Origin of the sequence: Psychrobacter pocilloporae (assembly GCF_029872915.1) — a bacterium.
GTDB classification, from domain to species: domain Bacteria; phylum Pseudomonadota; class Gammaproteobacteria; order Pseudomonadales; family Moraxellaceae; genus Psychrobacter; species Psychrobacter pacificensis.
The window spans coordinates 2,229,587-2,254,965 of sequence record NZ_PGFT01000001.1; the positions used below are offsets into that span (position 1 = coordinate 2,229,587).

Consider the following 25,379-nt stretch of genomic DNA (forward strand, 5'->3'; position numbering starts at 1 on the left):
CCTTAACCTTGCTCTACCACAGCCAAGTCTTTTACCATCAGCTGTAAGCTTTGTTTGCCATTCCATTCATTGATATCTAGCTGAAATAGTAAATGCACTTTTTTGGCACGATAATCCCAAGCGTCATTATCAAAGTTAAAACAGATTGCCTCGATTGGATATTGGACGTCTGGATAACGCAGCGATAGTTTAAGATGCTTGTCTTTTAATATCTTAAAACTCAATACCTCAAACACACCGTCAAATATCGGCGGTGCAAATCCATGACCCCAAATGCTAGCATCTGCTAAATGTTCAGCAAACCACAAGCTAAAATCTCCCGCTTGCAAAGGTCCATCAGTGAATTTCTGCTCTGCAAACACGTCATCATCCATTTGTGCCATAACTTCGTTAAACGCGGCGACAAATGGCTCAAAATTACGACGCTTGAGGGTCAGACCTGCTGCCATCGCGTGACCGCCAAAATGACTGATGAGATCAGGCTGACGCTCAGCGACTTGCTCAATCGCATCACGAATATGCACGCCAGCAATTGACCGTGCTGATCCCTTAATCGCATCGTCTTCACCAGTCTGCTCCGTATCTGCTGGCGCAAAAACAATGCTAGGTAGGTAATGACTTTCTTTTAAACGTCCAGCGACAATACCAATCACCCCTTGATGCCAATCATCCTGATACAGAACGATACTACGAGTGTCTGTATGGCTTGTCTTATGAGTAGTGGCGAATTGAGTATTAACTTCCTGAGTAATGTCATCGCCACTGTCGCTTGTATTTTCATCGACCTCAATATCAGTTTCAGTAGCCAATGTCTGTACAATACTATCTGCCTGCGCACGCATCTCGCCTTCTACATGACGGCGTGTACGGTTTAGTTGCTCAAGCTCTTGCGCCAAACGCTGGGCGGTGCTCCAGTCTTCGGTCAATAGGCACTCAATCCCGATACGCATATTATCCATACGTCCAGCCGCATTGATACGTGGCCCTAACACAAAGCCAAAATCCTGTGCGTGTAATTGCTTGGGGTCACGGCCTGCTTGCTCAAGTAGCGCCAATATACCCATACAACAGCGACCTTGACGAATAGCAGATAGCCCGTGATGTACTAAGATACGATTGTTTTTATCGAGTACGCCGACATCTGCGATCGTACCAAGCGCTACCAAATCTAAATACTGACTAACCTGTACCGTAGACTTGCCAGCGTCGCGGCGCAGCTTTGCCAATCGTCCGAGCACATAAAACGCGACCCCTACCCCGACCAGTGCTTTACTGGTGAAATTGCAATCAAGCTGATTGGGATTGACGACGGCTTCAGCAGGTGGTGTCTCTTTGGTCGTGAGATGATGGTCCGTGATAATTACCGTAATACCATCTGCTTGGGCGCGCGCCACACCTTCATGACTGGAGATACCGTTATCGACCGTCACTATCACGTCCGGCTGAAAGGTTGCAATGCCCAATTCGACAATCTCTGGCGTTAGCCCATAACCATATTTAAAACGATCGGGCACCAAAAAATCGACGACTGCCCCCATCTTTGTGAGTGCGCGCATCATCAGCGCGGTACTGGTTGCGCCATCACAGTCAAAGTCACCAACGATAAGGATACGCTGACCGTCATCAATAGCGATGTCCAATAGACGCACGGCTTCAGTGATACCGTGCAGCATGTCAGCAGGCAACAGACCAGATAAACCAGTCTCCAGCTCATCAGGTGCAGTGATACCTCGGCCTGCATATAAGCGAGCAAGCGTCAATGATTGGGCGGCAAGTGGTTGCAACGCGGCGGGCAACTCGTCAATGCGAGTGCTGGTATTACGGGGGGTTAAATTTAGCATGAGCGTATTTTACTGCCTTTAAGGCAGGGTCACAACGACAATTTATATTGTCGCTGTGTAGCCATTTATATTGTACTTATTCACAAAATACATCACCTCAATCTGTCGCTTAGTAGAATCCATCACGGCTTAGTAGTTCATCTCATCCAGCTTGTTACTGGCAACTAAGCTCCTACTCCTCATATGATCTCTTACTTACAAAAAGGATGCATAGTGACCGTACTTTTCTGCATTTTGCTACAAAGCAATGATTGTATGGCGCCTATAAATTCATAGAATAGTAAACAACTGAGAGACTTGCTAATTATTGACGGTTACATCATCAATATTTTAACTATTTATAAGGATACTTTATGAAAACCACACCAGCTGCTGAAAAACTACCAAATACGATCGATCCTAGCTTAGATCTTGATAAAGTCAAAAAAGAATGCCTCGACATGGTAAAAAAACGCGCCAGAATATCTGCTGGTGTTGCCATCGTGCCTGTACCGTTCTTTGATGTGGCGGTTGATGCTGGTATGCTGACGCAATTGCTCCCTGAGATCAGCGAACGTTTTGGTTTGATTGAAGACCGTCAGTCAGCAATCGATCTTCAGTCACGCGAAGTGCATTGGAGTGCTGTCAAAGATCGCACTGTAGATTTTGCAGGATTGATGGCAACGCGTGGTATCGTTAAGAAAACCATTCAAGGCTTTGGTGGTCGTATCGCCGCCAAACAAGTCACCAAATTTGTCCCATTAGGCGGTCAACTGGTTGCTGCGACCATGGGTTATACGATTTTTAAGAAAATCGCTACTGACCATATCAACGAATGCTATAAGCTTGCAAAAGACATTCAGCAAAAACAACATGGTAAAAATGTCTAATAAACATTAGGCAACGCCATATCCATATATCCATAAGGCCAGCTATGAGATTTTTTAGCTGGCTTTTTTGTGAGTAAGCGCATTGTAGACTGTCTCAGGCGACGGGTTAATGATGCCATTACTATATTTTACTGATAATATAGCACTTTAGAGATTATCAAATACCTTAAAGGATTCACTTATGAAAAAACTTTTGGCATCGACCGTTATGCTGGCTACTGTCGCGCTAGCAGGCTGCACCACGACGGGTGCTACAAATGACGGCACAGGCACAGCAATTGGTACCGCAAATGAGATTGGCATGAATGTCTTTAAAGCGGCGATCGACAACCAATGCCGTAGCCAAATTGAAAAACAAACCGCTTGGCGTGTTGCAAGTGTCGCCATGACGGAAGCGCAGCAAGAGTCTGTTAAAAGTAACGTTTGTGGTTGCGTGAGTGAGCAAGCCCCGCAGCAAGTGACCATCGTTGAATTGGGTAATGCCGCTATCGATTCTCAGTATCGCGCTCAACTGGTCACTAGAGTTGTCGCCAAATCGCTTCAAAGCTGCTATGCCAGTTTTGTCAAATAGAGCACAATATTAATAAATAAAAAACGTCACGAAAAAAGGGGTACGCTACCAATAGCACTCCCCTTTTTTTGACGCTTTATACTATCTACCTACTTACTACCTACTTACGTTATCGCATTTGCCTAAAATTTGTTTGAATCAGCTGGGTTTTGGGATAGAGCAGCTGTAAAAGGCAATGTCTGGCTGCGCCGGAAATACTTAGAGGAGCCATCAATAATTTTATCCACCTCTTTTACTAATTCGGTAATAACATCATCATAAACACCATGATACAGCTCTTTTTCAAATGCGGTAAAAGGATGCTTGCGTGACGCTGAACCAACCTCAGTTACCCCTTCCTTGCTATAAAAAATATCTACACGCCCATCACTATTTAACACACAGTTTAGTTGACCACCTTCAAGCTCCATCTCTACCCGCTCAGGCATAAAAATATAATCGTCCACGTTGATAAGCTTTTTTTCTACTTCCCGCTTAAAAAACGACTTGATATCAAACATAAGTACTTCCCTAACTTTATAATTATAAAATACAAGAGCATGCCTACTTCTATTGCTGTAATAAAGCTTTTATGTATATGCTGAGTAGATCATGCTTTATGCGGCTATTCTATAAGATAGAGAGCGATTTTTTAAGGTGCGATATGTAAAACTGCGTTTGATGTTGGTAAAAATAAAGAGCTTGCCTCAAGTCTTATCATGACACTATCCTATTTATAGTGATTAAACCCAGCTTTGTTCACGAAATGATTTGAGCACCTCAACGAATACTGCCATCTCATCAGGTCTGCCAAGCGTTAGACGATTGAAACCTGTGATGGGCGCAAACTCGCGACCAACCGCAATACCATGCTCGTGCATTCTGTTGACATAGGTTTGTACGTCCCCCTTTACCTCATGAAATATAAAGCTGGCTTGTGAGGGTAGATATTGGTAAGCACCATAAACAATACGCCTAAATTGTGTCGATTCCAAAAACTCCGCTGCATATGGCAAACTACCGAACCCATCATGAGTCAATGCTTTGGAATGCTGTATGAATTATAAGATTGATACCGATATGGTAAGTGGCACTGGGTTCTATTCCAATCTTTGTCAGCGCCCTCTTATCGAATAGACCAAAAAAATGAGGTGCTCAGTGCGCACCCCATTTTTTATATTATTTAATACAGACAATCAGCTCAAATGTGCTTTAAGCTCCAGCACTTTATCGCGGGTCTTCGCCGCCTCTTCAAATTTCAAATCACGCGACATTTGCTGCATTTGCTTCTCAAGACGTTTGATTTCTTTGGCCAATAAATCAGGACTACGCAAGATATTGATATCGACATCAGGCAAATTGCTCTTGACTGGGATAGCCTGATTGTCATTGGCATCTAGGCTTTCGCCTGTATCAATCTTATCAGTGATGCTACGGCGCGCGCCTTTTGGCGTAATATTATGCTCAAGGTTAAAAGCAATCTGTTTGTCGCGGCGACGTTCTGTCTCATCTATCGCCTTTTGCATACTTGGAGTAATGCTATCTGCATAGAGAATGGCCTTGCCGTTCAAATGACGTGCTGCACGACCAATGGTCTGAATAAGTGAACGCTCAGAACGCAAAAACCCTTCTTTATCTGCGTCGAATATCGCCACCAATGAGACCTCAGGCATATCCAAACCTTCGCGCAGCAAGTTAATGCCGACCAACACATCATACTTACCAGTACGTAGCTCATGAATGATCTCCATACGCTCTACCGTGTCGATATCTGAATGCAGATAAGCGACCTTGACACCATATTCTTTTAGATAGCTGGTCAAGTCCTCTGACATGCGCTTAGTCAGGGTGGTAATCAATACGCGCTCGTCTTTTTCACGGCGTTTGGTAATCTCAGACAGCACATCATCGACCTGTGTCAAGACCGGACGTATCTCGATCTCAGGATCAATCAGACCCGTTGGACGTACAACCTGCTCTACCACCTGCTCACTATGTTCAAGCTCATACAGCGCTGGCGTGGCACTGACATAAATGGTTTTGGGCTTAATGCGCTCCCATTCTTCAAACTTCATCGGGCGGTTGTTCATCGCACTTGGCAGACGAAAGCCATAGTTGACCAAGTTCTCTTTGCGTGATCTATCCCCTTTATACATTGCACCGATCTGAGAGACGGTCACGTGTGACTCATCGAGGAACAGCAGAGCATCTTCTGGAATGTAATCAAACAACGTCGGGGGCGCTTCCCCTGATGGACGACCAGAGAGATGCTGTGAGTAGTTTTCGATACCATTACAGTAGCCAAGCTGCTGAATCATCTCAAGATCATACTGAGTACGCTCTTTGAGACGCTGTGCTTCAATCAGCTTGTTGTTTTCACGAAAATACTCCAAACGCGACTCAAGCTCAGCGCGTATGGTTTCACTGGCCGCTTCTAACTTATTGCGCGGCGTCACATAATGTGATTTTGGATAAATGGTAATACGCGGCACACTACGTACGGTCTTGCCCGTTAACGGATCAAACCACGTGATTTTCTCCACTTCATTGTCAAACAAATGCACACGTACCGCCAGCTGCTCAGACTCAGCAGGATAGATATCTAGCAGTTCACCACGCAAACGATAAGTACCACGGCCAAAATCTAACTCGTTACGGGTGTATTGCATTTCAACCAAACGCTTAATAGTTGCGGTACGATCTATCTGATCACCAACCACTACGTGCAATAGCATTTTTAAATAACTTTCTGGATCACCCAAGCCATAAATACACGATACCGATGCGACGATAATCGCATCACGACGCTCAAGTAGTGCACGAGTGGCAGACAGACGCATTTGATCAATGTGATCATTGATGGCGCTGTCCTTTTCGATAAAGGTATCGCTAGCAGCGACATAGGCCTCTGGCTGATAGTAGTCATAGTAACTGACAAAATACTCAACCGCATTGTTTGGGAAAAACGACTTAAACTCGCCATATAGCTGCGCGGCAAGGGTCTTATTATGCGCCATGATGATGGTTGGGCGCTGACATTCAAAGATGACCTTAGCCATGGTATAAGTTTTACCAGAGCCCGTCACACCTAGCAATAGCTGTTCATCCATACCAGAATTGATACCATTGACCAGCTTTTCGATGGCTTGCGGCTGATCGCCTGCTGGCTCAAAATCGGTGACCATCTCAAAGGCACGGCTGGATATTTTCGTCCCAGACGCATTGACACCACTGATTTCAGCTTCGCCTTGGAGCTGAGCGGCCAATTGGTTTAACTGACGCGATGAGCGCGGTTCAGGCATTCTCATAGTAATTTTCTTCTTATTAAAGTTTATAACAATATGGAGTCTGAGCAGCGGTTTTTAAAGGCTTTTTAACGGATAATGACGAGTCTTATCTTATACATATTGCCATATCGCGCTACACAAAATATAAGTCTGTAAAGATACTATTTATCGATAAATAAACCTGCCGTTGTTATAAAAAACGCACATAGACTTTGATAAATTTACAAAGATTTTCATGGTTAACAAACCCGTTACACGACCACCTAACAAAGCCTAACACTGAGGGGTTCCAACATCGTTTTAAGCTGCTATTATCGATCATGAATTAACAAGCAGGTGACTTATCAGCCGGTAGATAGAGATATTTCTGATATTTATTTTGGATTGATTGTCATCAAGTAAGAGTAAAAGACTAATAACAATACATTGAGATTTTCATTCAATATAATAATTTTAAATAAATAACGGAGTAAAATATGAGAGAACGTTACGCAAGTGGAATTTCAGACGATACCGCAAAACAAATGATTGATTTGCTAAACGCTAACTTAGCAAACGTGATTGATCTAACCCTAGATGGCAAACAGTGTCATTGGAACCTACAAGGTACTGGTTTCATCGGTGTGCATCAGTTGTTAGACGAAACATCAGATCGTATCCTTGAAGTATCAGATACTATTGCTGAGCGTATTGTGATTTTGGGTGGTCAACCAAACGGTCTGGCAAGTCGTGTGGTAAAAGAGTCTATCTTAGATGATTACCCAACTGATATTACTGAAGTAGATCAACACGTACGTGAGCTAACTAACCGCTACAAAAAAGTAGCAGAGGCATTAAGAGAAGCCATTGCTACTGCTGGCGACGCTGGTGATGAAGATACCGCTGACCTATTCACTGAAGCTAGTCGCATCATTGATAAAGATGCTTGGTTCATCGGTGCGAATGCGCCAAAGAAATAAGTATCCGTGAATTAATGAGTATTTTAGACTCATAATTACGAATAAAAAAAGCCGTCATTATTGACGGCTTTTTTGTGTCTTACACTTTTTCGTGTCTTACACAATGAATGATGTATCGAATATTTAACAATCTACCTGCTGTCAATGAATCCGTCTACTGTATTTCCTTTTATTGACTTGCTGTATAGCTCAAATATCTTCTAATTTCAGAATATCAGCATTTGGTGCCGATAGTGTCAAAATTGCCTCTTGGAATACAGGGTTATCTCGGAACAAGTTTTCAATCTCCTCAAACTTTTGAGCGACATGTTCTTCTTTCTGATTGCCTGCGATATCCACTGCGGCGACCATAAAGATCTTTTTAGGACCAACCCACTCTAGGTGTAGATAGGACACACTATCGATATCTGGATGATTTAGCAGTTCGCTCAAGACGTATTCGTGCATACGGTCAGTGACTCTATACCCCACCAAAAAATCACGGTTACGGCTAATCAAAAATATCGCGACCACCCCCAGTAATAAGCCTACAATGATAGAACCAAGCGCATCCCAATAAGCCTCTCCAGTATAGGCATGCATGCCCATAGCGGCGGCGGCAACCACCAAGCCAATAACGGCAGCTAAATCCTCAAAAAACACACCACGCAAAGTCGGATTGGAGGTATCCACCACATAGCCAAGCGCACTCACATCCAATGCTTCACCATGCTTTTTACTCTGTCTATAAGCCTGAACCAGCGAAAACCCCTCAAGCACAAAGGCGACTGCTAAAACGATAAAAGCAATCGTATAATTGGTCTCAGATTCAGTAGCGTTCCACTCCTTAATACCCGTATAAATAGACACAATCGAGCCTGCCGTAAATACACCGAATGCAGCAATCATCGACCAGACATAGGATTCTTTGCCGTATCCTAGCGGATGGCTCTTATCAGCAGGTTTAACAGATTTTTTTTCGGCGACAATGAGCAACGTACCATTGCCCGCATCCGCCCATGAATGCGCTGCTTCAGCAATCATGGAAGCAGATCCTGTCATAAAAGCGGCCACTGTTTTTGCAATGGCGATAATGATATTGGCCCCAACAGCAATCAACACCGTAATGAGTGAGCCTGAGTGCTCATCATTGGTCTCAGGACTCTGATTTAGGACATGCTCTAACTCGGAATCATTTGGGGTCTGCAGACTGCTAGCACCGCGCGCACGATGACTCGGCACTTTAGAAGAAGCTGACGAATGATGTTGGGGATTAGCAACGGATGGCTTTAGACTCATACTAAACTCACTGGAATAACATGTTGATAGTGAATATATTCACCATGGACGAATGGCTTGAAATACCTATCAGCTTAAAGTAAGCATAGCAAAATATCAGTGTCTTTTTAGTGAGTCGCTGTAGCGTAAGGCCGTTATATCATCAACATCTGATAACCAGATCTATTGACTCTATTTGGCAATATCTTCAGGCTCGCCAAAATTTTGATTCAAGCTTTCAATATCACAGCTGGGACGATGTGCGCTTTCCATACGCAGTTTTTTTCGCTCTATCGCTGCATCTGCTCGGCATTGCTGTAATTTATTTTTGATGACAAGCGGAGGGACAGGAGTTGGCTTGCCATTATCATCGATAGCAACCATTGTAAAATAGCAGCTATTGGTATGGCGCACGGTACGAGCACGCACATCTTCTGCCTCAACACGAATGCCAATTTCCATTGAGGTATTTCCCACATGATTGACACTGGCTGCAAAGGTTACTAATTCGCCCACATAAATAGGCTCACGAAACATAACTTGGTCCACGGACAATGTCACGACATAGCTACCACTATAACGACTGGCACAAGCGTAAGCGACCTGATCGAGCATCTTTAGCAAATCACCGCCATGGACATTACCGATAAAATTTGCCATATCAGGCGTCATCAATATCGACATATATAGTTCATGATTCAGTGGGGCTTTTTTGGCAGTCGAGCTGGTATTGTATTGCGGCATAACGTTCCTTAAATGGTTTGACACTTATTTGTTGTGCCTACCATTTATACAGTAGGACACCAAATAGCGCAAACAGCCCTGTGTCTCTAATCGGTCTAGGTTATGTAAATTAGAGCTATATAGGGCCAGCTTTTATGAATAAGAGCGATCTTGGTTAGCTCAACCAATGAAATCGATAAGCCAGCCAAGCGACAATCGCGCTGACTGAGCCCGTTAAAACACCGCCCCATACAAAGTCAACGAGTGCGGTATCTAGCGTAAAGCCCTTGTATAGTGCCAAATTGGTAAAGTCATATGTACCGTAGGCCATTAGACCAATCAAACCACCAAGTAAGAAAATATGACCAACTGATGCCCCTGCTTTGATTTGTGGATATAGAATCAATATGCAGAGTGCCAAGATATAAAACATATAAAAGATACCAGCTGCCATCATGTTAGGCTCATCCGCCAATAGATGACCGATGCGCGACTCATAAAAAGCCCCTTTCATGGTCGTCAGCCAAACAGCATCCACTCCTAGAAAGATAACCACCGCGGCAAGATAAATAAAAACGTAACCCATGATAATACCCCTTATAAAATGAATAAAAACGGATAAAACTTATAATGTCAGTCGTGGCTGAATAAAATCTAAAAATGCTAAAATACGCGATGATACGGCACTATTTTTGTAATAGACCGCCTGTATGGATTCGCGATTGTTTGGTGTTACTATCGCCTCAGGCAACACCTCAACCAATCGTCCAGATTTCAAATCGTCACCAATCATAAAATGTGACAGTAAAGCGATACCTTGATGATTTAAACACAGCTGACGCAAAGTCTCGCCGCTACTGCCAGTCATATGAAAGTTCAGTTTCACTGGTGTTTTTAGTGGCCAGCTATTTAGCTTTGACGCATCGTTAAAGCCAATTAATTTATGAGTGCTTAAATCATTAATATGAGCTACTTCATTATGCTGATATAAATATTCAGGACTGACTACTAGCCGCAGCTGACTTTTACCCAATAGACGCGCATGCAAGTTTGAGTCTTTTAAATCGCCAATTCTGATAGCCAGATCCGTCTTGTGCTCAAGCAAGTCGATGATATTGTCATGCGAGGTCAAATCAAGCGTAATATGCGGATACTGCTGCACAAAATCACCAACCAAAGGCGTCAGCTGATGCAATACAAACGGACTCGCAGCGTCAATTCGTAGATGCCCACTTGGCGCTTGTTTTAACAGCTTAATTGCCTCTTCACCGGTATATAACGTATTTAAACTCTCACGCGCATATCTAATAAAGACATGCCCTTCCTCCGTCAGCTCTAAGCGCCGTGTCGTTCTATTTAATAGCGTGCATTGCAGCGTATCTTCGAGTCTGGACACCGCACGAGATACTTTAGCGACTTGCTGATTCAGCAAGTTGGCAGCGCCAGTAAAACTGCCCGTATCCACTACGGTCAAAAATATCTCTATATCTTCTGTTTTAGCATGTCCCATCATCATGATGACCTTTACAAAATTAACAAAGGTATTTTGTCATTTGTGCTGTTTTTTGCAAACTATAAATCGGTCAAACTACGCGCATTATTTAATTATTAGGATGTCGTTATGCCACTCGCTTTATGGGCGCTTACTCTAAGCGCATTTGCAATTGGGACAACCGAATTTGTCATTGTTGGATTGGTACCAACTATTGCCACCGATTTGGGCGTGAGCTTGCCTTCAGCAGGGTTGCTCGTCAGCCTATATGCCGTTGGTGTCGCTATCGGTGCCCCTATCCTTACTGCACTCACTGGTCGCTGGAATCGTAAAATAGTACTGATGAGCCTAATGGGTCTGTTTGTCATCGGCAACTTGCTGGCTTGGCAAGCACCCAGTTATGAAACCTTAATACTTGCCCGTATCTTGACTGGTCTGGCACATGGTGTGTTTTTCTCTATTGGTTCCATGATAGCTACTAGCCTTGTCAGTAAAGAAAAAGAAGCCAGTGCAATTGCCATTATGTTTACCGGACTCACTGTGGCGCTCGTCACTGGCGTCCCCCTTGGTACATGGATTGGACAGCATTTCGGTTGGCGCGCTACGTTTTTGGTCGTCTCAGCACTGGGCTTAATCGCTTTAATTGGTAGCGCGATATTAGTACCAAAAAACCTAAAAAAATCTATCCCTGCAACCTTCAAAGAGCAATTACAAGTCATTGTAAAACCGCAATTACTACTGGTCTATCTAATGACTATTCTCGGCTATGGCGGTACGTTTACGGCATTTACCTACCTAGCACCTATCTTAGAACAGCAAACCAAATTTGCGCCATCAGCCATTGGTCTTATCATGCTCGTATATGGCGTGTCCGTTGCTATCGGTAATATCTGGGGCGGCAAACTTGCAGATAAACGTGGCCCTATTAGTGCGCTTAGCATTATATTTAGCGCCTTAAGTGTCATTCTTTTATTATTTACCTTTACTATGCAATCCAAGATCGCTGCTGTACTCACTATTTTGGTATGGGGCGCTTTTGCCTTTGGTAATGTACCGGGCCTACAAATCTACGTGGTCAAACAAGCTGAAAAATATACACCGAACGCTGTCGATGTCGCTTCTGGATTGAACATTGCTGCATTTAATATCGGTATTGCACTGGGCTCAGTCATCGGTGGTAGCGTGGTTGAAAATATGTCACTGCAAGATACAGCTTGGATCGGTGCTGTTATCTCTTTAATGGCATTAGTGGTCACACGCTATTCAGGTCTGCATGATAAGCGTGGCCTGCAAGCATCATAGAACCTTTCAATGTAAAACTTTTCAATATACAACCTCTCAACATAAGGGTCTCAAACTGTTTATACAGTATGAGACCATATAAATGTTATGAAAAAGCCGTACCTATATCACTTAACTTATACTGTCGCTGTGTCTGCCATATCTGCGTCATGAAAGGCCGTCTCATCGTTCGAAACCGTTTCGTTTTTTAAGACCGCACTTGGTAAATCGGAAAAATGCAGCGTGTCGATATTGTTAGGCTTCACCGCAGTGACTTGAACCACACCGATGGTACGCTCCAAGAATCCCCCTTCGCAGTAACAAAAATAAAACGCCCATAGGCGGATAAAGGCATCGTCATAGCCAAGCGCCTGAATCTCTGCTCGCTGTGCCATAAATGCAGCACGCCAATCACGCAGCGTGTATGCATAATCAAAGCCATAATCATGTAGTTGCTTGATGACCATGTCCGTCTGCTCAGTAAACTGTGTCGTCAGCTCTTGGTTGGATAGCAGACAGCCCCCTGGGAATATATGTGTCTGGATAAAATCGACCGAATCGATATAGTCTTGATAATTCTGATCATTAAAAGTGATGGCCTGCAATACCATAAGACCCGTTGGTTTGAGCAAGCTATTGCACTTGGCAAAGAACGTCGGTAAGTACTCATGTCCCACCGCCTCAATCATCTCGATACTGACCAGCTTGTCGTACTCTCCCGTCAGCTCGCGGTAATCTTGCTTAAGAAGCGTGATCTTATCAGACAATCCTGCCGCTTCGACTCTTCGCTTCGCTTCATCATATTGCGCATCAGAGATAGTCGTGGTAGTCACATGGCAGCCATAATGAGTAGCTGCATAAATCGCAAAACCACCCCAGCCTGTACCAATCTCAATGACACTATCATCAGCACTCAGCTGTAATCGCTGACATATGAGCGACAGCTTGTGCTGCTGAGCATCGCTAAGCGTCACGTCAGGCGTCAGATATACGGCTGACGAGTACATCATCGTATCATCCAAAAAACGCTGATACATATCATTGCCCAAGTCATAATGCGCTAGGATATTGGATTTAGAACCAGATTTGTCATTACCACGTAGCTGGTGCTTTGCTTTCTCAAATGCTTTACTGACACCTGCAAAACGGTTTTCTAATTTGTTAAGCACTTCAAGGTTACGCGCCGCCAAACGGATCAGGCCCGTCAAATCATCCGTGTCCCATTCGCCATCGATATAACTGTCTGCCAAAGCGATAGAGCCACCAAGCAGCAGTTGACGATAAACCGCACTATCATGAATCTCTAACGTGACGTTTAGAGAATGTCGACCTACTGCTGAACTACTTGCTACCTGAGGAGTGACTTTGCCAAAGCTAGTTGTCTTTGCTGTTTGCTCACCAAAGGTCTCAATCAAAGTAAGACTGCCAAACTGGATGTGCTGTAATGCGCGAAATATAAGCTTTCTAGCTAAATGATTCATCCCATCGCTGACGGGTTGTAGTACGGCACTTTCGTTAACCACTTTACTCATGCGAGCGGTTAATTTCTCTAATTTTGTCACTGGTGCTCGGTCGGTCGGTCGTACTGACATCGTATGGTTGTCCTTGTCTAGGTTCTTTTATTTTGAAATTGACTATATAAAATGTGTTGCTGATTTTTGGATTTCTAGATTATCAATCGTTTAAAGTTTCGTTTTTTAAAGAGGCAGATGTTTTCTGATTACTATCGGTCAATTTTTCATCATAATTGATATAAGGCACCTTTTTGATCGCATAGAGTTTAAAGGCTTGCCCATAAATACGTGCTAACGAGGTCATGTTCATCAGTGGGTTTTTTCGTAAGCTATTGCGAACGGTGGTTTCTGTCAGCGGCACCCCTGATATCTTTATACCCGTTCTTAGGACCTCACCGCGCTCATCACTGATATTGATCGCAATACGAACTTGCAAGCCTGTGCTTGACTGCTTATCTGCCGTATGTTGTTGTGTACGTTTTACCGTCACCTGCCAGCGGTATAGCTGATCGATAGGATTAAAAGGTGACACATGAAAGTCCTTGTCATGACAAAACTCAGTCTCTTCTCCTTCTAACAAAAACCCATAGTAATGACGCTTGTCCCAAGGTGTATTGGATACTTCAGCCAATAAGTGCGTCGGCGTCTGCTGCTCATTAAACCCTAAGTAAAAATTGACTGGGCTAAAATACATACCTGCATTACGGCATACGAGTAATCCCACCATATCTCCTGTAGGACTGCTACCTGCATGTTTGATAAATGCTTGGCTCAGACGCTGCTCTAGCGCTTGATTAGACGGTAAGTTGCCATCAATATCTTTATTGTCACTTATGTTCTCATTGTCACTTATGTTCTCATTGTCATTTAGGCTTTCATTACTACTTAGGCTATTGAAACCCTCTAGATAATCATTAGGGCAAAATTGTTGCAGCGCTTTTGTCTTAGCTGAAAATAAAGGCAATCCCTTTGCCAATAACTTCTTTGGTAATATCTTGCTCAGGTGTGATACGCCTAAAACCTTATGCTCACCAAAAGCTGCCGTGTCTATTTCTGGAAGATCCTGTCCTGCCGCCAATGCACCGATATTGATGCCCCAATAGCGATACGGATAAACAAAATTATTCACATTAGGTAGCAACCGACTATGCCATGTCGTGCCCTCAAGCAATTGATGCGCTAATGCAGTAGTATCACAAGCTAGCTCATGACGTAACATATCATTAGTAGGTTTGGTGGACACGGTCATAGACACTCTCTTCGGTAAAGGCACATGATGATAGAAAAATTTGCAATATTGCTCGCAAGGCTATTTGGCTTTACGGCGAGCAAATAAACCACGTTTTTTATTTTGATTATTATCATCAGCCGCACTCTGTAAGCGCTCAGCATACTCAACCAGCTCCTGGTTGGTGGTCGCAGTGTTAATCTGACGCTTATCAAGGGTGCGTGCTTTTGTGTCAGCTTTTACTGGCAAGTCTTTATAACGAAACGGCGTATGTGCGCTATCCGCATTAGGCAAATACGCTGGATCAACCTCGTCTTTTATATCCATATCATGACCGAGCGCCTGACACACACGTAGACCGCTGCGTACGCCATCTTCATGAAAGCCATTAAACCAATATGCTCCGCAAAAATGCGTATGCAACCCTGTGCCAGAGATACTTGACCATTTGGTTTGCGCCTCAATCATCTTTAGATCGAACACTGGATGGCTATAATCAATGCTTTTGACGATTTGCTGATCATCTATCTCATGGTTAAGCGTAACCAAATAATTATGCTTCTTGGTCAGACGCTGCAAGATATTCATATGATACGTTAGCACGGGTTTTGCAGGTGCTTGTGTATTTACGCTAGCTTGATTCTTGTCTGTCACATTGTCTGAAGTCTTTCTATCAATAAGGTAGTTCCAGCTTGCCCATGCCAGTGGCTTCTTGGGTAAGACGCTCGTATCGGTATGCAATACAGCCGTGTTTTCGGTGAAGCGGAAGTGACTCAGCACCTCAGTTTCAGTGGTACTGGCATCTGTTAGAATCTTCAGTGCGGTGTCTGCATGACAGGCAAAAACAACCTCGTCAAATACAAGGTTCTCGATGTTGTTAGCATCACCTTTGTTCTGAACCGTCAACAGCACTTTCTCACCATCACGTGTCACAGACTGTACTGGACTATTGACTCGCACTTTGCCACCCGCTTTGATAAAGCGTGGAATCAGTTTATTAACGTATTGTTTTGAGCCGCCTTTAATCGTGAACCACTGCGGACGATTGACCACATCGAGCAAGCCATGATTGTCAAAAAATTGCGCAAAAAACACCAGTGGGAAATCTTGCACCTCATCCAGACTGGTTGACCAAATGGCAGATACCATGGGCAGCAGATAGTTATCAGTAAACAGCTGACCATAGTTTTGTTGAGCCAAGTAATTACCTAGCGTCTGCTCAGTAAATCCGCTAATGTCTTGCCCCGCAGCACGCGCACTATCATACTCTTGACGGAGCTGCTTAATGTGTTTATTAAACTGCAAGATATCTTTGATAAACTGCCAGAACTTTGGATTGAGTACGTTTTTGCGCTGCGATAATAAGGTGTTGAGCGTATGCCCATTGTATTCAAAACGACGTGCGGTATTTTTGACCGAAAAGCTCATATCCGTCGCCTGAAATGGCACTTGCAGATCGTGGAGCAAACGGAAGAAATTGGGATAAGTACGCTCATTAAAAACAATAAAACCGGTATCTATGGCGCTACTCTCTACGTTACTAGTCTTTGCTTTTTTGCCGTCCTGTAGTGCCACATCAATGGTATTTACATGCCCGCCGATATAATCATTGGCCTCAAAAACGGTCACCTCATGTTGCGCGCCTAAATAATGCGCACAGGTCAGTCCTGACACACCCGAGCCAATAATGGCGATACGTTTTTGCGCTGCCTGATGGTCAGCATTTTTGGCATCATTGCTGTCCGTAGTTTTTTGGTTATTTGCACGCTTGAAACGAATAAACGGCATAAAAGCATTCCCTGTTATATTTTTGCGGTTGTTATCGTGGATGATCTGCTTATCAGTAAGTTATTTCTTATTGAGTTTCTCACTCACTTGCTGCCAGACCAAATCAGGCAATGTGCCCAATGCTTTTAGTGGCATCGTTAATTTTTTGGGGAACTCAATAACCTCGTGCCCGCTTTCTATGCCATCACGGATGGCTTGACTGGCCTGCTTTGGCGTCTGGATAAACGGCATAGGAAAATCATTTTGCTCAGTCATTGGCGTTTCAACAAAACCCGGTACGACCAAGCTCACCGACACATCGTGTGGTGCGAGGCTAATCTGTAATGTTTTCATCAGATAATGGATAGCAGCTTTTGAGCTACCATAAGCTTCAGCACGGGCAAACGGCACGTAAGCAGACGCTGAACCGATACCGACTAGGCGACCTTTAGACGCAATGAGCTTTGGCAATACGCCTTCGATGGCATGAGACAACGTACCCATATTGACTGACATCACTTTCATAAATACTTCGCTATCAAAGTTTGGCATATCTAAATACTCACACATGCCAGCACCGCAAATCGCCAAATCAATGGTGTCGACTTTTTCAAACGCTGCAATGACTTTTTCACGATCCATCAGGTCCAAATCAATCGTCTCTGCGCCGAGCGATTTTAGCTCAGCCAGCGCCTCGTCATCACGGCCGACAGCATACACGGTATGGCCCTCTAGCAGATAATCCTTGGTCAATTGATTGCCAATACCAGAGGTCGCACCAGTAATAAGAATGTGTTGTTTTTCAGCAGAATCTGTCATCGTGAATATCCTTTTTAAATGTTCTTATAATATGAAAAGCGTATCGCTCAACAAAGAGCTGAATAGAGCTGTTTTTAAATTCGGATGCAAGCTTTCATCTGAGCGTATTTGTGCTCTGTTATATGGCTTGTTTTTATTAACCTATACGCCATCTTATTTAACAAACCTAAATAGTTATAGTAGTCGGCTATAGGTTTATTGTTGTGTCTTCGCAATTGCCACAACGAAACCATCTTATCTTTGCTGTGGTCTTCATATTTATACAGTGAGTCATGCTAAAAGACAGTCTGCAATGTTTTGTTATCGGGGTAATAAGACAGCGCTATATCAGCATGCTACAATATTAAAATAGCCGCGCAGACATGGATGAGCGTCTCATTTATGATCGAATTGTGGCTATCTTCACGACAAGATGAGGTGATTGTCTAAACTGCCCGATATCTTGTCCTGATAGTGATAAAAGCGTTATATAATTAATATCGATTTTTACCAATCCCACTCCCATATAAAAAAGGAACTCTCATGAGCGAGTTGCAACTGTCTGACCGCGTCAATAGCATCAAACCCTCTCCTACGCTAGCGATTACTAATAAAGCAAAAGAACTAAAAGCAGCTGGCAAAGACATTATCGGTTTGGGTGCAGGCGAGCCTGATTTTGATACCCCTGACCACATCAAAAAAGCAGCAATCGATGCCATCAATAATGGCTTCACCAAATACACCGCTGTTGATGGTACGCCAGAACTCAAAAAAGCCATCATAGAGAAATTCAAGCGCGACAATGACATCAGCTATGAGCCAAACGAAATCCTAGTATCGGTCGGTGGTAAGCAGTCATTCTTTAACCTTGCCCAAGCGTTTATCAATCCTGGCGACGAAGTCATCATCCCAGCACCATACTGGGTGAGCTATCCTGATATGGTTATCATCGCAGAAGGCGTACCAGTCATCGTAAAATGCCCCGCTGAGCAAGATTTCAAAATCACCGCTGAGCAGCTAGAAGACGCCATCACTGAAAAAACCAAACTGTTGGTATTGAACAGCCCTTCTAACCCGACTGGTATGATTTATACCTTGGATGAGCTAAAAGCCATCGCTGAAGTATTGAAAAAGCATCCACACGTGTATGTGGCATCAGACGACATGTACGAGCACATCCGCTGGACGGGTGATAAGTTCTACAATATCCTCAATGCCGCGCCTGAGCTAAAAGACCGTGCCATTATCCTAAACGGTGTGTCTAAAGCCTATGCGATGACAGGCTGGCGTATTGGCTATGCTGGTGGCCCTGCCAAACTCATCGGCGCGATGAAAAAAGTACAGTCACAGTCTACTTCATGCCCAACCTCCATCAGCCAAGTGGCTGCAGAAGCAGCCATCAGTGGCGATCAGAGCGTACTTGAGCCAATGGTAGCGGCATTTGAGAAGCGCTGCGACCTAGTCGTTAATGGTCTAAACGCCATCAAAGGGATCACTTGCTTGCGCCCTGACGGTGCGTTCTACGTGTATCCTGAAATCAAGCCACTCATCAAAGCCGCTGGCCTATCATCATGTACTGAGTTTTCAGCATGGTTACTAGAAAAAGTCGGTGTCGCGGTCGTACCTGGTGATGCTTTCGGTCTTGGTGGCTATATGCGTATCTCTTACGCGACTGATGAAGCCACATTGCAAGATGCCTTGTCACGTATCGAAAAAGCCATTGCTGACTTGGACGTTGCCGAATAAGTCACAAAGCATCGTTAGCCTTACAAGTGCTTTAACAAAAAAGACGCCGCGTCGTTTCTATGCGGCGTCTTTTTTATGGTTGTTTTTGCTATTTATCCGTAAAAGCCCTCTCCCTCATCATTAAAGTGATATTTTTTACGAGTTATGAAAAAAAACGCTTGACGTATTTTTTATCTTTGCTAGAATACGCCCCACTTAGCAAGAACTCGTTAGAGACTTCTAAGGCTCGTTGTAAGCGATTAGTTACTTACAACCTATTCTCCAATAGCTCAGTTGGTAGAGCAACGGACTGTTAATCCGTGTGTCCCTGGTTCGAGCCCAGGTTGGAGAGCCACATTTTAGTAGTAAACCTTTTGAGTCACTATAGATTCAATTATGGCATTTGCCAAAACCCCCATCAGTTTGATGGGGGTTTTTTTATGGCTTGTATTTGAAAGCAACTCTGCACTGACTCTACTGTCTTAATTAGCTTGGCAGCATAGGCAGCCAAACAACCAAGGCCAAAAGCGTCACTAGTAACACAGGAGGCGTAATCAGCAGGCCTATTTTTATATATTGTCCCCAGCTAATTTTGTAGTTTTTTTCTGCCAATACATGCAACCATAATAACGTCGCAAGACTGCCAATCGGTGTAAACTTAGGGCCCAAATCGTTGCCGATTACATTGGCATAAATCATCAGTTCTCGCGTCGCAGCGGGCACTTGCGCCTGATCAATCGCGAGCGCACCGACCAAAGTCGCTGGCATATTATTCATGATAGACGCGACAATGGCAGATAAAAACCCAGTCCCTACTGTGGCAATGACTGCGCCCTGCCCTCCTAGCCAGTTAAGCACGCGCGCGCCATAGGCGGTAAGACCTGCATTGCCCAAGCCATACACCACCAAATACATACCAATCGAAAACAGGACGATTTGCCAAGGAGCTTTGCGTACGACATCACTGACAGAAATCACCGCGCCGCGTCCGCCTTGCCACAAACGACCAGCGATGGCCATTAGCAACAATGCGATAGCGCCAGTGACAAGTGAAATAGGTAACCCTAGCGGCTCGGTCGCAAAATAAGCAACCAGTAGCAAACCCAACAATGGAAAAGCGGCGCGAAAGACCAATGGATCGGTAATAGCGGATGCAGGGGCACTTAGATTATCGACTGGATAGTGCTTAGGAATATGACGGGCATAGACCATCCACAATACCAGTAGCGTCGCCAATACGGACACAATATTCACGGGCACCATAACTGCCGCATAACGCCCAAAACCAATATCAAAATAATTGGCGCTAACGATATTAACTAAATTTGAGGTGACCAAGGGCAGACTTGCTGTATCAGCGATAAAACCCGTCGCGATGATAAAAGCTAAAGCGGAAGGTGGTGCAAAATTTAGGCGCAGCAAGATCGCAATCACAATGGGCGTCAGTAATAGCGCCGCCCCATCATTGGCAAAAAACGCAGAAATAAACGCACCCAATATAACAATCATCGGAAACAGCAGTCGCCCTTGCCCATTGCCAAGGCGTGCCACATGCAGCGCTGCCCAACCAAAAAATCCTGCTCTATCCAAGATAAGCGAGATGATGATCAGCGCCACAAAAGTAAAGGTCGCATCCCAAACAATATCCCACACGATACCGACATCTGATAGCTGCACGACGCCAAGCGCTAACGCGACCAAGGCGCCGCCCATCGCACTCCAACCGATACCCAACCCTTTCGGTTGCCATATTACCAGCACCAGAGTGACAACAAAAATAGCGAACGCAAGCATGGCACAGCCTTACTTAAATAATAATGTTAATGTGATTGTATTGGGGTAACAGTCTTAGCGTATCCGTATCAAAGCGACTTTTGATTGACGCGGTTCGATACTTCTTCAGCGCTCTCGACGCGTTCTGAATAGCGATCGGTAAGATACGCTGAGCGTCCGCGGGTAAGCCAAGTAAATTTCACCAACTCTTCGCAGACATCGACAAGACGCAGATATAACGGCGACATATCCATGCGATTGTTATCGTTAAATTCTAAAAAGGCTTTGGGTATAGAGGACTGATTAGGGATAGTGATCATCCGCATCCAACGTCCAAGAATACGCATCTGATTGACCGTATTAAAGCTTTGACTGCCGCCACTGACTTGCATTAGTGCTAAGGTTTTACCCTGTGTTGGACGCACGCCACCCAAAGACAGCGGAATCCAATCGATTTGCGCTTTCATGATACTGGTGATACTGCCATGACGCTCTGGACTCACCCAAAGCATCCCTTCTGACCACTGCGCCAACTCTCGTAGCTCTTGCACTTTTGGATGATCTGAATCTACATCGTCAGGCAGTGGCAAGCCTGATGGGTCAAACATCCGCACCTCACAACCATACCAGCGTAACAGTCGGCTCGACTCTTCCGCGGCCAATCTAGAGAATGAGCGCGCGCGGACAGAGCCGTACAACACCAATATTTTGGGCGCATGACGTGGGTCATTAGGCGCGATCAACGACTCAATGTCGATTGGTTGAATATTGTCGACATCGATATTGGGTAAATCGTCAAAGCTAGAATTTGCTGAAGCAGTAGACTCCGTTATTGATGCTGGTTCGGCCTTAGTGTTTGCCATGATAAATGACCTCTCCATCTTCTTTTGTGAAGCTACTGACAGGGTTTGCTAGCAGTTCAAACACGCGCTCTGAAGGACGACATAAGGCCGCACCTTTATCAGTCACCACGATCGGACGATTGATCAAAATAGGATGCGCGATCATGGCATCGATGATGTGATCATCAGAGAGCTCAGGGTTGTCTAGGCCAAGCTCATCATTAACCACCTCTTTACTTCTTAGCAACTCTCTTGGAGAGATTTGCATTTGGGCTAATAACTCAACTAAGCGTGCTCGTGTTGGTGGGTTTTTTAGATATTCCACCACTTCTGGCGTCTCTCCTGATGCTTTCATAATGGCAAGTGTGTTGCGAGAGGTTCCACAATTAGGGTTATGCAAAATTAAAGGTTTCATCGTCATCTTACCTATTTTATCAGTATGTTTATTGAATCGATTATTGGTTTAATGATTATCTTGCTCAGCAGACTCATTTACCCTGCATCCACTTAAACTGTCGATGAGTGAGGCACACAATTCTGGATGGCCTGCACAGCAGTCTTGTAATAAAAATTGAATGACGCTATCCATATGTGAGAGCGACGCCCGATAGATAATTTGCCGACTCTGTCGCTGTGAGACCACCCACCCTGCTCTTGACAGCACTGCTAGATGCGCCGACATGGTATTGTGCGGCACAGAGAGCTGACGGGCTACCTCACCCGCAGGGAGTCCTTCAGGCTCGTGGCTGACCAGCAACCTAAAAGCCTTTAGACGAGTGTCTTGAGAAAGTGCTGCAAAGCTTGCAGTAGCATTAGTTATTTCCATATGTCCAATAATATAGACATATGGAAATAATTCAATGATTTTTGGATGAAATTTTTTCTTTTGGAAGTATCAAAGAACACTCACTATCGTTCAATGAGCCAAACTACTTCTAGCACTAGTGGCTATTATCCTTGGGAGTAATACTGGATAAATTGATTGTATTTGTATTTATAGTTACAGCTTATGGGTTATAACAAGCGCGGTATTACCTAACGCTATAACTTACCGCTGATTTGATAGGTTGTATACTCGACCGACATGAATCAAGCTGATCAGCTTGATCAGTGGCTTTATAAGTAGCTGTGCACTACCAAGAATAAACAGCCACGTCCCATCTGTGGTGAGCGACTCTTTTAAAAAGAAAGACCTACCAATCAAAAACTAAATAGCGATAAGTAAATCATTGACTGCGCCCAACGCATCGTAACGTCGCTGTATCACAATATGATCTTGTCCAACCCCTAAATCTAGCTTTTTACTATCACTCAAAATGCATCCCTTATATATCTATATTTATTAGGCAAACAGATATATCAGGCTGCAAATGCCGCTGTCAACAGAAGGCGCTGTAAGGCGTACGAAAATAAAGAGATTAATACCTGCTATGGCTTATTTATCCAATAATTTTAAGACTAATTTTTACTTATATTACATATTACTGAAAATAGTGGCAAAAAGGATTTTCGATTGATGATCGTGCTATCGTGGGTGGCTCATCTGCAATATACCAAAATATGATGACATTAAGCAAAAACACCTAAACACAAAAAAACCCCAAGTAAACTAATACTTGAGGCGAAACTTGCTTAAACTTTACAGTCTAAATTCGTTTTAAATATGGCGCAGCGGACGGGACTCGAACCCGCGACCCCCGGCGTGACAGGCCGGTATTCTAACCAACTGAACTACCGCTGCTTAGGTCGTCTTAGCTTCTTGCTCTTATTTAAAGAGCCCACTTGCTAAAAAGTGGTGGGTGATGACGGATTCGAACCGCCGACATTCTGCGTGTAAGGCAGACGCTCTACCAACTGAGCTAATCACCCTGAGAACCGTTAAAAAATTGCACTGCAATTTTAGGTTCGCAAGAGAAAATTCCTTAAAGGGAATTTTCTGAAGCTTTTAAAGCAATCAAGCTTTTCAACTTCTAAAGCTATCATCAGCTGTCACACTCAATGTTAACTTAATCAGCTGGGCTTATCTAAGTAAGTCCTCTTGCTGTGGGTGTGTATTATATAGATTTACACTTGGCTGTCAAACGCTATTTTTCAATTTTTTAAATATTTTTCAATTTTATATCGAAATTTTTAGCAAGCATATGTTTTTATTGATTTTATATTTTCATAAAAAATCATTTTTTTTAGACTCGATACTTACTTATTGGTTAATGCTTGCTCAATGTCTTTTTTGATGGCATCTGGCTTGGTCGTTGGCGCATAACGATCGATGACCTGCCCTTTGCTATCGATTAAAAACTTGGTGAAATTCCATTTGATGCCATCTGTCAGTAGGCCACCTTTTTGGTCTTTAAGCCAGTCATAGATAGGATGAGCGTCTGCACCATTGACATCAATTTTCGCCATCATAGGAAAGCTGACACCATAGTTTTTTTGACAAAACGCGCCGATCTCGTCATTGCTACCGGGATCTTGGCTGCCAAATTGATTACAAGGAAAGCCGATAACGACTAGCCCTTGATCTTTGTATTGTTGATATAACGATTCTAACCCTTCGAACTGCGGAGTGAATCCACATTTGCTTGCCGTATTAACGATTAGCAATACTTTATCTTTATACTCAGAAAACGCTTGCGAGCTGCCGTCCATACGCTCAGCGCTAAAATCATAGATCGTACTCATCATTTATCCTTAAATTATTGAGGTTTATATCATTTTACATAGATATTTAGAACTTTTGCATACTTATTCATATGAGTAAAAGGGAAGCACTCTGTACTTCCCCTCTCACACTTCTAAAATCAGATAAAGGACTTACTTCTCAGATTTATCCAAATCAATAGATACTGAGTTGATACAATAGCGCATACCTGTCGTCTCACGTGGACCATCAGGGAACACGTGCCCTAAATGTGCACCGCAGTTGCTACAGGTGACTTCGGTACGAATCATACCCAATGAGTTGTCAACATGCTCGTCTATCGCGCTGTTATCAATCCCTTGATCGAAACTTGGCCAACCACAACCCGCATCAAACTTGTTGCTTGAATCAAACAAACTGGCACCGCAGCCTTTGCAGCGATAAACACCATCATCAGTTGCATCGTTATAAACGCCTGTAAATGGACGCTCTGTGCCCTTTTCACGCATCACATGATACTCGTCAGCGCTCAAACGCTCTTTCCAGTCAGCTTCGGTCAATTGGCTGATTTCTTCTTTACTCAATTGATTGTCTTGCATAATGTACCCTTATTCGATTATTTATTATTGATAACTATTTTATCGCCATATTATTATAAAAACGATGAGTTATATGTGAAGGTTCACAACTCACTATTCAAGGCATATTTAAAAAGAGTACTGCCAATGCTATGTGATTTACAGTGCTTTGGGCAGCACCCTTTGAATAAAATACAGTCAATAATATTCGCTTATCTATAGATGTGAGCAAGATATGAGCATCCAGGAAAGGG

The 25,379-nt window shown here is 43.8% G+C and carries 24 protein-coding genes and 3 tRNA genes; 6 read left to right on the forward strand and 21 right to left on the reverse strand.

Features of this window, described 5'->3' with window-relative positions; all coding sequences use genetic code 11:
• Window positions 1–2: 2 nt before the first annotated feature.
• Window positions 3–1,841, reverse strand: a complete 1,839-nt coding sequence (recJ, locus tag CUR83_RS09480) for a single-stranded-DNA-specific exonuclease RecJ (RefSeq protein WP_284719535.1) — start codon at window positions 1,839–1,841, stop codon at window positions 3–5.
• Window positions 1,842–2,194: 353 nt separating this feature from the next.
• Here recJ and CUR83_RS09485 point away from each other — a divergent pair, with 353 nt between their 5' ends.
• Both CUR83_RS09485 and CUR83_RS09490 read left to right on the forward strand, forming a co-directional pair.
• The gene (locus tag CUR83_RS09485; protein WP_186474184.1) at window positions 2,195–2,710 is read left to right on the forward strand and encodes a hypothetical protein; all 516 of its coding nucleotides are present in this window, start codon (window positions 2,195–2,197) and stop codon (window positions 2,708–2,710) included.
• Window positions 2,711–2,891: 181 nt separating this feature from the next.
• A complete protein-coding gene (locus tag CUR83_RS09490; RefSeq protein ID WP_071001935.1) occupies window positions 2,892–3,281 on the forward strand; it encodes a hypothetical protein in 390 nt (129 codons plus the stop codon).
• Between the two features lie 122 nt (window positions 3,282–3,403).
• Here CUR83_RS09490 and CUR83_RS09495 read toward each other — a convergent pair whose 3' ends face one another.
• From CUR83_RS09495 to uvrB, 3 genes are all read right to left on the reverse strand, one after another.
• The gene (locus tag CUR83_RS09495; protein ID WP_071001936.1) at window positions 3,404–3,781 is read right to left on the reverse strand and encodes a hypothetical protein; all 378 of its coding nucleotides are present in this window, start codon (window positions 3,779–3,781) and stop codon (window positions 3,404–3,406) included.
• 222 nt (window positions 3,782–4,003) lie between these two features.
• On the reverse strand, window positions 4,004–4,276 hold the full coding sequence (locus tag CUR83_RS09500; RefSeq protein ID WP_237182787.1) for a hypothetical protein: 273 nt from the start codon (window positions 4,274–4,276) through the stop codon (window positions 4,004–4,006).
• Between the two features lie 180 nt (window positions 4,277–4,456).
• A complete protein-coding gene (uvrB, locus tag CUR83_RS09505) occupies window positions 4,457–6,568 on the reverse strand; it encodes an excinuclease ABC subunit UvrB (protein ID WP_284719536.1) in 2,112 nt (703 codons plus the stop codon).
• 455 nt (window positions 6,569–7,023) lie between these two features.
• Between uvrB and dps the strand changes: the two genes are divergently transcribed.
• The gene (gene dps, locus CUR83_RS09510; RefSeq protein WP_284719537.1) at window positions 7,024–7,506 is read left to right on the forward strand and encodes a DNA starvation/stationary phase protection protein Dps; all 483 of its coding nucleotides are present in this window, start codon (window positions 7,024–7,026) and stop codon (window positions 7,504–7,506) included.
• Between the two features lie 189 nt (window positions 7,507–7,695).
• Here dps and CUR83_RS09515 read toward each other — a convergent pair whose 3' ends face one another.
• From CUR83_RS09515 to CUR83_RS09530, 4 genes are all read right to left on the reverse strand, one after another.
• Entirely contained in the window at window positions 7,696–8,784 is a 1,089-nt protein-coding gene (locus CUR83_RS09515) for a cation diffusion facilitator family transporter (protein WP_284719538.1), read from the reverse strand.
• 171 nt (window positions 8,785–8,955) lie between these two features.
• Window positions 8,956–9,507 (reverse strand): acyl-CoA thioesterase, encoded by a 552-nt coding sequence (locus tag CUR83_RS09520; protein ID WP_071001939.1) that lies wholly within the window; start codon window positions 9,505–9,507, stop codon window positions 8,956–8,958.
• Between the two features lie 154 nt (window positions 9,508–9,661).
• Window positions 9,662–10,072 (reverse strand): DUF2177 family protein, encoded by a 411-nt coding sequence (locus CUR83_RS09525; protein WP_071001940.1) that lies wholly within the window; start codon window positions 10,070–10,072, stop codon window positions 9,662–9,664.
• A gap of 39 nt (window positions 10,073–10,111) precedes the next feature.
• A complete protein-coding gene (locus CUR83_RS09530; RefSeq protein ID WP_284719539.1) occupies window positions 10,112–10,999 on the reverse strand; it encodes a LysR family transcriptional regulator in 888 nt (295 codons plus the stop codon).
• A gap of 108 nt (window positions 11,000–11,107) precedes the next feature.
• On the opposite strand from CUR83_RS09530, the gene CUR83_RS09535 reads away from it, so the two are divergent.
• Window positions 11,108–12,280 carry an MFS transporter gene (locus CUR83_RS09535; protein ID WP_284719540.1) on the forward strand — a complete coding sequence of 391 codons (1,173 nt, stop codon included), beginning with the start codon at window positions 11,108–11,110 and terminating at the stop codon, window positions 12,278–12,280.
• 116 nt (window positions 12,281–12,396) lie between these two features.
• Here the strand turns inward: CUR83_RS09535 and CUR83_RS09540 are convergent, their stop codons facing one another.
• The 4 genes from CUR83_RS09540 to CUR83_RS09555 all read right to left on the reverse strand — a co-directional run bounded on the left by CUR83_RS09540 (window position 12,397) and on the right by CUR83_RS09555 (window position 17,587).
• Window positions 12,397–13,851, reverse strand: a complete 1,455-nt coding sequence (locus CUR83_RS09540) for a class I SAM-dependent methyltransferase (RefSeq protein WP_284719541.1) — start codon at window positions 13,849–13,851, stop codon at window positions 12,397–12,399.
• Between the two features lie 82 nt (window positions 13,852–13,933).
• On the reverse strand, window positions 13,934–15,022 hold the full coding sequence (locus tag CUR83_RS09545; RefSeq protein WP_284719542.1) for a DUF1365 domain-containing protein: 1,089 nt from the start codon (window positions 15,020–15,022) through the stop codon (window positions 13,934–13,936).
• 60 nt (window positions 15,023–15,082) lie between these two features.
• Complete coding sequence (locus CUR83_RS09550; protein WP_284719543.1) at window positions 15,083–16,789, reverse strand: NAD(P)/FAD-dependent oxidoreductase; 1,707 nt, start codon at window positions 16,787–16,789, stop codon at window positions 15,083–15,085.
• 60 nt (window positions 16,790–16,849) lie between these two features.
• The gene (locus tag CUR83_RS09555) at window positions 16,850–17,587 is read right to left on the reverse strand and encodes an SDR family NAD(P)-dependent oxidoreductase (RefSeq protein WP_093068775.1); all 738 of its coding nucleotides are present in this window, start codon (window positions 17,585–17,587) and stop codon (window positions 16,850–16,852) included.
• A 522-nt stretch (window positions 17,588–18,109) separates the two neighbouring features.
• On the opposite strand from CUR83_RS09555, the gene CUR83_RS09560 reads away from it, so the two are divergent.
• On the forward strand, window positions 18,110–19,312 hold the full coding sequence (locus tag CUR83_RS09560; RefSeq protein ID WP_240366165.1) for a pyridoxal phosphate-dependent aminotransferase: 1,203 nt from the start codon (window positions 18,110–18,112) through the stop codon (window positions 19,310–19,312).
• 258 nt (window positions 19,313–19,570) lie between these two features.
• Window positions 19,571–19,646 (forward strand) — tRNA-Asn (locus CUR83_RS09565).
• A 131-nt stretch (window positions 19,647–19,777) separates the two neighbouring features.
• Here CUR83_RS09565 and CUR83_RS09570 read toward each other — a convergent pair.
• The 9 genes from CUR83_RS09570 to msrB form a co-directional block, all read right to left on the reverse strand.
• Window positions 19,778–21,085 (reverse strand): arsenic transporter, encoded by a 1,308-nt coding sequence (locus CUR83_RS09570; protein ID WP_071001947.1) that lies wholly within the window; start codon window positions 21,083–21,085, stop codon window positions 19,778–19,780.
• A gap of 68 nt (window positions 21,086–21,153) precedes the next feature.
• Window positions 21,154–21,927: an arsenical resistance protein ArsH gene (gene arsH / locus CUR83_RS09575; protein ID WP_223333026.1), complete on the reverse strand. Its 774-nt coding sequence runs from the start codon at window positions 21,925–21,927 to the stop codon at window positions 21,154–21,156.
• Window positions 21,914–22,321 carry an arsenate reductase (glutaredoxin) gene (gene arsC, locus CUR83_RS09580; RefSeq protein WP_093068772.1) on the reverse strand — a complete coding sequence of 136 codons (408 nt, stop codon included), beginning with the start codon at window positions 22,319–22,321 and terminating at the stop codon, window positions 21,914–21,916. The genes arsH and arsC overlap by 14 nt, the downstream gene beginning before the upstream one ends.
• 48 nt (window positions 22,322–22,369) lie before the next feature.
• Window positions 22,370–22,732 (reverse strand): ArsR/SmtB family transcription factor, encoded by a 363-nt coding sequence (locus CUR83_RS09585; RefSeq protein WP_093068769.1) that lies wholly within the window; start codon window positions 22,730–22,732, stop codon window positions 22,370–22,372.
• Between the two features lie 222 nt (window positions 22,733–22,954).
• Window positions 22,955–23,110: a YrhK family protein gene (locus tag CUR83_RS13465; protein WP_197496725.1), complete on the reverse strand. Its 156-nt coding sequence runs from the start codon at window positions 23,108–23,110 to the stop codon at window positions 22,955–22,957.
• A gap of 460 nt (window positions 23,111–23,570) precedes the next feature.
• Window positions 23,571–23,647 (reverse strand) — tRNA-Asp (locus CUR83_RS09590).
• 52 nt (window positions 23,648–23,699) lie between these two features.
• Window positions 23,700–23,775 (reverse strand) — tRNA-Val (locus CUR83_RS09595).
• Between the two features lie 327 nt (window positions 23,776–24,102).
• Complete coding sequence (locus CUR83_RS09600) at window positions 24,103–24,588, reverse strand: glutathione peroxidase (protein ID WP_277077698.1); 486 nt, start codon at window positions 24,586–24,588, stop codon at window positions 24,103–24,105.
• A 132-nt stretch (window positions 24,589–24,720) separates the two neighbouring features.
• A complete protein-coding gene (gene msrB, locus CUR83_RS09605; protein WP_058025889.1) occupies window positions 24,721–25,146 on the reverse strand; it encodes a peptide-methionine (R)-S-oxide reductase MsrB in 426 nt (141 codons plus the stop codon).
• Window positions 25,147–25,379 lie beyond the last annotated feature (233 nt).